Below are 7,727 nucleotides of genomic sequence, written 5' to 3'. Positions count from 1 at the left end.
CCGCCACTGCGGGATCGGGCTGCACACCCCCGCCTCGGTCCACTACGGCACCGCGACCGAGGTCCGCGCTCAGCGGCAGGCCACCCTCGACGCTGCCTACGCCGCGCACCCCGACCGCTTCGGCCACCGCCGGCCGGCACCGCCGAAACTGCCCACCGCCGCGTGGATCAACCAACCCTCACGGGAGGCCCTCATACAAAGCGCCTGACCGCAGATGTCTCAAACGGCTTGACACCTTCCGACGCCCCACGGAGGGCCCCATGAGCCCCAACTGCCGTGAGGGGCCGTGCCGTTGTTCCCGCTCTCGGTGCCGTCGTTCCCCAGCCTGCAAGGACGCTTCAGGCCGCAGCGCGGGTCCGTACCGTTCGATGTCCTCGAGGGCGGCCTCCCGGGCCCGGGCGGGGCCGAGGTCGGACCGGTTGCGCGCGAACGCGTCGACCCACTGCTGCTTGGCGTCCTCGAGGGTCTCGGCGACCAGGTGCGCCGTGTTGCCGGCTCGGCCGCGGGTCATGGAGACGTACGCCGCGGCGGCGCCGGTGGAGCCGGTCAGGGCGACGTGGGCGCGGCTGACGGTCTCGCCCTGGGCTCCGTGGACGGTCGTGGCGTAGGCAAGCTCGACGTGCTTGCGCGCGTACTCGGCGGGGACGATCTGGTCTCGTCCCCGATCGTGGAGGGTCACCGAGCCGTCGCTGCCCACGCCGGTCACGGTCCAGGTCTGTCGGTTCGCGACGCGAAGGTCGGGGTCGTTACGGCGCGTCGCGACCCGGTCGCCGACCGTGAGTGTCTCGCCGCGGCTGGTGGTCACCGCCGAGCGGCCTCCGGAGAGGGGATCGACGTCCGTGCGTTGCGCGCGGATGGCCGCGTTGAGGTCGGCGACCTGTTCGCGGGTGTCGGCCATGACGAGGTCGCCGGCCGCACCGAGGCGCGCGAGCGCCGCTGTGCGCTCGACGTCGGAGGGGTGCACGACGATCTGACCGCGTGCGAGGAGGGCGTCGAACACCTCGTCGCTTCGGTAGCCCTCGCGCATCCGGAGGCTGTGGATGGCGTAGGCCTCGTCGGTGAATCGGCGCACGGTCTCGAGGGTCACGACCGCCGCCGGGTCCGCGTAGGCGACAGCGTGGTCGAGGACGCCGCCCCGGCCGACGGCCGGGAGCTGGTGGCGGTCCCCGATGAACGCGACCCGGGCGCCGGCTTCGTCGGCGAGGGTGAGGAGCGCCCGGGCGGTGTCCTGGTCGAGCATCCCGGCCTCGTCGACCACGAGCAGGTCCCCAGGTCGAAGGGCTGCCGACTCGCAGGGTCCGGGGTCGGACTGCCGGGACCAGTGCCCGTCGTCGTCCCAGCGCCAGCCGTGCTGGTGGATCAGCCACGCGGCGGAGTGTCCCTCGGCTCCGGTCTCACGCGCGGCCACGTCGGCGGCCTTCATCGTCGGGGTCACCACGACCAGTCGCCGACGGTGGTACGCCAACTGCTGTCGGACCGAGCGCAGCACCGTGGTCTTGCCCGGTCCGGCGGCTCCCTCGACGACCACGAGGGGCGCGGTGCTCGTCAGTGCGCGGACGGCGTCGTCGTGGGCGGGCTCTCCCTGACGCGAGTCGAGGCTGTCGGCACGTCTCAGGGAAGCGGACTGGTCGGCGCGTCGGGCGATCCGGGCGATGAGGTCACCCTCGACGGCCAGGACCCCGGGCGAGGTGAGAGATCGGACGTGTTCGGGGACGTCGCGTCGGGTCAGCAGCGGGGTGCAGCGCACGACGGCCCGGGCAGTGACGTCCTCCGCCAGCTCGATCCGGGCGGCGGCGTCCGCGACGAGCGCCGTCTGGGCGAGCAGGACCTCGGTCTTCCCGCGAATGTCAGGCGCGTTCCAGGCCGACCGCCTGGCGCCGAGCATCGAGACGACCAGGTCAGCGGCAGCGTCGCGGTCGATCCACCCCGGCAGCGTCCGCCGGAGGGGGACGGCGTGGGCCGGGTCTCGGTAGCCGAGCTCGCGGAGCTCGCCGTTCCATCGGTCGACGAGCTCGCGACCGTCCCTGGCCACGACCTTGTCGGGTCGTGCCTGTGCCCAGGCCCGCCGGTCCCACACCTCACGCATCCGAGGACCCGGTTCTTGGTCGGGATGCCCCTCTCGCCAGTCGGCCTCCAGCCGGTCGACGTTGCGGCGGATCTGCGCGGCCCTGGCACTGAAGGCGCCGACGTACGGCGCGAGCTCGCGGATCTCGCTCGTCTCGGGGTCGACGGTCAGCCCGTGCGCAGCCAGCACCGCCCGGAACTCCGGGTCGGTCGCGACGGCGGCGTGGCCGATGCCGTTGATCGCCTCGATGCTGTCCCGGACGCCGACGGAGTGGATACCCCGCCACGCGCCGGCCGCCCAGACGCGGGCGTTGATCTGCAGGTGGAGGTGGCGGTGCGGGTCGCCCGCGCGAGACGTGTAGTGGCGGATGACCGCGGCCTCGATGGACTCGACAGGAACCTGGACCTGGCGCCCGCGAGGGCCGACGCGGGTGGTCGCGTGCGCCGCGACCCAGCCGACGATCTCGGTGGCCGCCTTGTCCTGGGCTCGGTCCAGGGCGGCCGAGACCTCAGGATGCAGAGCGGCCGCCAGCGACCAGGTCTTGGGACCGTTGACGACCGCCTCGACGAAGCGCAACGCGTTGTCGTCGGTTCGGATGCGGCCCTTGGGCGTCATCGTCTCCAGGTCGAAGCCGGCGACCCACTGCTCGTACACCTCGCCGGTCATGCAGCCCATGCTTCGCACGCCGCTGGGGGTGGCGACCAAGCGCGTCGCGACGCCGTTGCCTTCCGCGAGGTAGTAGTCGTCCGCGCGCGATCGGTCGCGCTCGACGTAGGCCCGGGCAGCCCTCGGTGCTCCGCGGTAGAACTTCACCCCTCCGTGCACCCGGACCACCACCTTCACGATGTCCGTCGACAACCAACGGACCCCTAGAAATGCCGCGTGGGCCGCCCGATTGCGGGCGGCCCATCTACGTCCTTCGTAGCATGCGTGCCGCTGTGAATGAAGGTGGTGGAGAGGGAATCTGAGGGATGCCGGTGAGGGATTCCTGGGGCCGTGACGAGCCAACGGTTGTCGACGAGGCGACGGTAGGAAGGGTCGCGAAGAGCCGGAAAACCATGAGCCGGTAGGGGAGTCGTCGAGTTCGGCATCCAAGGCCTCCGAACTCGGCGAGGGCGGCTCTCTTCTAGGTCGGAGAGCCGCTCGCTGACTATCGATATCATGGAGGATAACCTCAGCTATATGAGAAACTGAGGCGCCTCTCCTGGCTCCGATCTTCCGGTCGGATGGTCAGGCACGTCTCCTGTCCACCGTGTTGCTCACCGGGGACGAGCTGAGTCTCACTGACCTGGCCGAGCGGGCCGGCCTGGCCTACTCGACCGCGCACCGTGAAGTCGCTCGCCTGATCGATGCCGGCATCCTGAGCGAGCGACACGTGGGCCGCACCAGGCTGATCCGCGCCAACGCTGAAAGCCCACTGGTGGAGCCGTTGCGCGAGATCCTCACGGTCGTGACCGGCCCGGTGGTGATCTTGGCCGAGGAGCTTGCTCGCATCGACGGGATCGTGGCTGCGTTCCTCTACGGCTCCTTCGCGGCGCGGCTGCTCGGTGATGCCGGTCCGGCCCCGCACGACATCGACCTCATGGTGCTCGGTGAGCCCGATGTGGATGCGGTCTACGAGGCGTGCACGCGCGTCGAGGCCGCGGTGCACCGTCCCGTGACCCCGACGATCCTCACTCCTGAGGAGTTCGCAGCGTCCTCCGGCTTCTTGGACACCGTGCGCAGCGGCCCGGCAGTCGCCGTCATCGGAGGGCTGCCGCGGCACTGACCCCGCTCACCCGCGTCCAACAGACAAGGGTCCTCGCCCTGGTCGAGGCGCGACGTCTCGACGCCGTGCCCGCAGACCTCGCGCGGGGGACCTCGTGCCTGCGGCAGGCCAAGAGCGCTTGGACCAGCTGCCGCTGCTCACGAGCTCACCGTCGGGTACGGCGTCGCCTACGACGCCTGTCACGACACCGGCGAGGCGCTGCTGGCGGCGTACGGCTTCCGGACGACCAACGGGCCAGGCCAGCACGAGGCGCTCGGCCGCTACCTGCGCACGGTGTTCGACAAGCCTCCGGCAGAGAAGGCAGCGCGAGAGTTCGACCGCCTGCGACGCGCCCGCAACCAGGACCGCTATGAGGCGAAGCCGGTGGGGGCAGCGGCGACCGAGAAGGCCGAACAGGTCGCGCGGACGTTGTTCGACGCCGCCCTCACCAGTGGCCTCTCGACCTGACCGGCGGTCCGTAAACAGTCCGCAAGGAGTTCCGCCGACATCGTCGAGGTGCGGCCACCTTGGGACGGCTTTGGTGAGCACACCCGGTTCCCGATCGCCCGCCTGCGCCATACGCAGTCGACGGGACCTTGGGCGATCTAGTGGCGCGACCGCAACCTGAAGTTCCTCGAGGACAATCACAAACCCCCGACCAAGAACGTCCGGGCGCTTCTCGATCACATCGAGACGAGTGGCGGCCCCAACTTCTGGGGATAGTCACTTGGCGACTGGCGCAACCGTACCGATATTGGTACGGTTGCGCCATGGCTGTCGGATCGAATTACCGGGATCGAGTGCGTGAGATCGCGCTCGGGGAGTACGGCTTCGTCACCACCCGGCAGGCAGCCTCGGCCGGTGTTCCGGCGGTCGAGCTCCGCAAACTGGCTGCCCGAGGGGCTCTCATCCACGTCGCATATGGGATCTACCGAGTTCCTGACGCGCCCGGCACTGCCTTCGACCAGTTCGCCGAGGCACTCCTGCGGGTGGGGGAAGGCGCATATCTGCGTGGCGACTCCGTGTTGGCGCTGTTCGGTCTCGCTGACGTGAACCCCCGGAAGGTCCGTGTCATCGCCCCCAAGCGAACGCGAGCCAGGTTTCCGGCGTTCATGGAGGTGGCCGCCCCGCCTCCTGGTGAGGCTCGCGGCCTCACTCGCTACGAGGGCCTGCTGGCGATGCGGGTAGCTGACGCGATCTTGGACTGTCTCGGCAGGATCGAGCCGACGCGACTGCGCGAGGCGGCCCGGGATGCTCGCAAGCAGGGCCTGGTGACCCGTGTCGAATACGCGAAGGTCCAGCGCGAGCTCGGCAAGGCCCTTGGCCGGACGGCTGCCTCTTGAAGTACTCGACTCCACCACCCAACCTGAGGTCGCTCGAGCAACGGATCCGCAACCTCGAGCCCCACGACACCGGGTCGCTGCGCCGGCAGACAACCATGGCCATGGTCGTCGTCGGGCAGATGCTCCCCGAGGGTGCGGTGAAGGGTGGTACCGCGATGGCGCTCCGCTACGGGCGGGCCGATGCGCGGTTCACGCAGGACCTGGACGCTGCGCGGATCCATCCACTGACGCACTTCATCGATGACTTCGAAGCAGCGCTCGGTCACGGCTGGGGTGGCTTCACGGGTCGCGTGGTCGATCGGAAGCCGCCGCGACCCCAGGGCATTCCTGTCGCCTACGTCATGCAGCCCTTCGACGTGAAGCTCGAGTACCTCGGCCGCTCGTGGCGGACGGTCAAGTTCGAACTCGGTCACAACGAGATCGACGACGCTGTCGAGCCCGAGGTCCGGCTCACCGCCGACCTGGTGGAGCTCTTCACCGATCTGGGCTTCCCTGCTCCCGACCCGATCCCTGTGCTGCGGGCCGATCACCAGGTCGCGCAGAAGCTCCACGCCGTCTCGGAGCCCGGAAGCGATCGCGTCCGCGACCTCGTCGACCTCCAACTCCTCGACAAGCACGAAGAGCTGGATCTCGGCCAACTCAGAGCGACGTGTCTGCGATTCTTCGACTACCGCCGGCTCCACTCGTGGCCGCCGAGCGTCGAGCTCGGTGTCGGCTGGGATGGCCTCTACGAAGCCGCGACCGAGGGCGTCGACGTGCTTCCCGAAGTCGGTGACGCGGTCGCGTGGGCCAACGGCCTCATCACGAGGATCGCCGAAGGGTGAGTGCGATGCGTGGCCGGCGAGACGGCTGAAGGTTCGGCGAGATGGCGAGGCGCTGGCACCCGGCGGTCCGCAAACAGTCCGCAAGAAGTCCCGCGAAGACCGTTCGCCGCCAACGACGCCCGGCTGCTGGATCAGCGCATAACCGCAGGTCAGACCATGTTTGTCGGCCCTCACCGACGACGACCGACGACGGTCGAGTACACCGGTTTTCGTTCCGCTTCAACGTCTGACTCTGCGGATCAGGTGCGTGGGTGTCTGCCCCGGTTTGACTGAGAATGCCTGGGTCGTGTCACAGATCCAGCAACAGTCCCAGCACTTCGCGCACCTCGGCGAGCGTCACGGGTCCCACGTTGCCTTGCTTTGTCGTGAGCCGCGTGATGGAAACTGAGCGCACGTGCTGGCACTGTGCTGCCGACGGGGCGCTGAGTTGATTGTCGTCATCCGGCTCGATGTAGACCTCCGCCCCGCTGGACCGGATGGTCCGGGTTAGGGGGACGACCTGCACCACGTTGGGGTCGCCTCGCAGCACGCCGACGGCGGTCACGACAACGGCTGGTCGCCGCAGGCCCGCTTCGCTGCCGATCGGGGTGCCGAGATCGACCTCGACGATGTCACCCGAGTTCAGCACCGAGCCAGGTCTCTTCCTCGTCGGTGAGCTTGTCGCTCAACTCGCGTCCCATCGACAGCTGTCTCAACGCACGCAGGGCCCGATCGACCGTCTGGTCGATGGTCTCATTGCGCTGCTGGGCCAATCGTGTGATGCGGCCGTGCGTCTGGCGGCTGACCCGGATCGTGGTGGTGTCGCCCATGGGCCAATTCTACGCGCTGTAGATAGGTTGGTCTACAGCGGGGAGAGCGTGACGAAGAGCTTGGGCGGGTTCGACTCCGGGTGTTTGGCGCCGCCGCGTGCGGATATGATCGCACTCACGGGCTGGGCCAATGACGACGCTGTCATTTGTGGCTGCCACCGAGCTTGCGGCAACGCTCGGCGATGACCCGAATCACACCGTCGCCGCCGCGGCGTTGGGTCTGAACGGCAACATCTACGCCGGCGTGAACAACCATCACTTCAACGGTGGTCCGTGCGCCGAACTCGTGGTGCTCGGCGTGGCGGCCAGAGCGCACGCGGGTAATTTGGCAACCATGGTCGCGGTCGGTGACGGTGGACGCGGGGTGATCTCTCCGTGCGGTCGCTGTCGTCAGGTGATGCTGGACCAGCACCCCGACATCTGCGTCTTGGTGCCCCTAGACGACTGATTCCAAGGGGTGTCAGTGGTCATAGGCGGTTAGGGATCGTAGGACGGGTTGGCTGGTGTGGTCGTTGTGCCAGATGGCGGTGGTCAGGGCCAGGAGTCGTTGGAGGACGCGGACGATGACGCCGGCTTGGGTTCGTCCGCCGTGGCGTTCGAGGCTGAGCTGGCCCTTGAGGGTGTCGAACACCGATTCGATGGTTTGCCGTAGGGGTTTGAAGAACTGGGCGCCTGGTCGGGGGTTCTCCCCGGTCCGGGCTTTGCGCAACAACGTGAATCCGGTTGCGGCCAGGGTGGATTCGAACTCGCGACCGTAGTAGTTCTTGTCCGCGATGAGGGTCCGGCCGCCGCCGGCCAGAGCTGGGGTGGTGGCGATCAGGTCGGTCAGAACGGTTCGTTCGTCGGCCTTGGCTCCGGTCAACGCGAACGCGACGGGCAGCCCGTGCAGGGTGGTCACCAGGTGCAGCCGGAGCCCCCAGAAGTAGCGCGAGTGGCTGG

General features: G+C 68.8%; 9 protein-coding genes and 2 pseudogenes. 7 read left to right on the top strand and 4 right to left on the bottom strand.

The annotated features are described in order from the left end of the window. Positions 1-208 (top strand): annotated as a pseudogene (locus tag BN11_RS24500) (hypothetical protein); the annotation flags it as partial. Here the strand turns inward: BN11_RS24500 and mobF are convergent. Beyond that, positions 179-2,923: a MobF family relaxase gene (gene mobF / locus BN11_RS20755; protein ID WP_201329332.1), complete on the bottom strand. Its 2,745-nt coding sequence runs from the start codon at positions 2,921-2,923 to the stop codon at positions 179-181. The pseudogene BN11_RS24500 and the gene mobF sit on opposite strands and share 30 nt — an antisense overlap. Positions 2,924-3,317: 394 nt before the next feature. Here mobF and BN11_RS20750 point away from each other — a divergent pair, with 394 nt between their 5' ends. From BN11_RS20750 to BN11_RS20740, 5 genes and pseudogenes are all read left to right on the top strand, one after another. Then, entirely contained in the window at positions 3,318-3,833 is a 516-nt protein-coding gene (locus BN11_RS20750; RefSeq protein ID WP_235435574.1) for an ArsR family transcriptional regulator, read from the top strand. Between the two features lie 273 nt (positions 3,834-4,106). Further along, positions 4,107-4,280: a hypothetical protein gene (locus tag BN11_RS23255; protein ID WP_157044320.1), complete on the top strand. Its 174-nt coding sequence runs from the start codon at positions 4,107-4,109 to the stop codon at positions 4,278-4,280. Positions 4,281-4,316: 36 nt separating this feature from the next. Continuing rightward, positions 4,317-4,421, top strand: a pseudogene (locus tag BN11_RS26390) (DUF3024 domain-containing protein); the annotation flags it as partial. 161 nt (positions 4,422-4,582) lie between these two features. Further along, positions 4,583-5,155, top strand: coding sequence for a type IV toxin-antitoxin system AbiEi family antitoxin domain-containing protein (locus BN11_RS20745; protein ID WP_048700360.1), 573 nt, complete (start codon positions 4,583-4,585; stop codon positions 5,153-5,155). Beyond that, the gene (locus tag BN11_RS20740) at positions 5,152-5,979 is read left to right on the top strand and encodes a nucleotidyl transferase AbiEii/AbiGii toxin family protein (protein ID WP_201329331.1); all 828 of its coding nucleotides are present in this window, start codon (positions 5,152-5,154) and stop codon (positions 5,977-5,979) included. The genes BN11_RS20745 and BN11_RS20740 overlap by 4 nt, the downstream gene beginning before the upstream one ends. Positions 5,980-6,268: 289 nt before the next feature. Here the strand turns inward: BN11_RS20740 and BN11_RS20735 are convergent, their stop codons facing one another. Next, the gene (locus BN11_RS20735) at positions 6,269-6,607 is read right to left on the bottom strand and encodes a type II toxin-antitoxin system PemK/MazF family toxin (protein ID WP_048700358.1); all 339 of its coding nucleotides are present in this window, start codon (positions 6,605-6,607) and stop codon (positions 6,269-6,271) included. After that, the gene (locus BN11_RS20730; RefSeq protein ID WP_048700356.1) at positions 6,591-6,788 is read right to left on the bottom strand and encodes a hypothetical protein; all 198 of its coding nucleotides are present in this window, start codon (positions 6,786-6,788) and stop codon (positions 6,591-6,593) included. Before BN11_RS20730 ends, BN11_RS20735 begins: the two co-directional genes overlap by 17 nt. A gap of 148 nt (positions 6,789-6,936) precedes the next feature. On the opposite strand from BN11_RS20730, the gene BN11_RS20725 reads away from it, so the two are divergent. Then, a complete protein-coding gene (locus BN11_RS20725) occupies positions 6,937-7,236 on the top strand; it encodes a cytidine deaminase (RefSeq protein ID WP_053084205.1) in 300 nt (99 codons plus the stop codon). A 12-nt stretch (positions 7,237-7,248) separates the two neighbouring features. Here BN11_RS20725 and BN11_RS20720 read toward each other — a convergent pair. Then, a partial coding sequence (locus BN11_RS20720) for a transposase (protein WP_048695333.1) occupies positions 7,249-7,727 on the bottom strand: 479 nt, incomplete at its 5' end.

Source organism: Nostocoides australiense Ben110 (genome assembly GCF_001050535.1).
Classification (GTDB): domain Bacteria; phylum Actinomycetota; class Actinomycetes; order Actinomycetales; family Dermatophilaceae; genus Nostocoides_A; species Nostocoides_A australiense.
The sequence above is the reverse complement of the archived record's forward strand: the minus strand, read 5'-3'. Positions and strand labels throughout refer to the sequence as shown.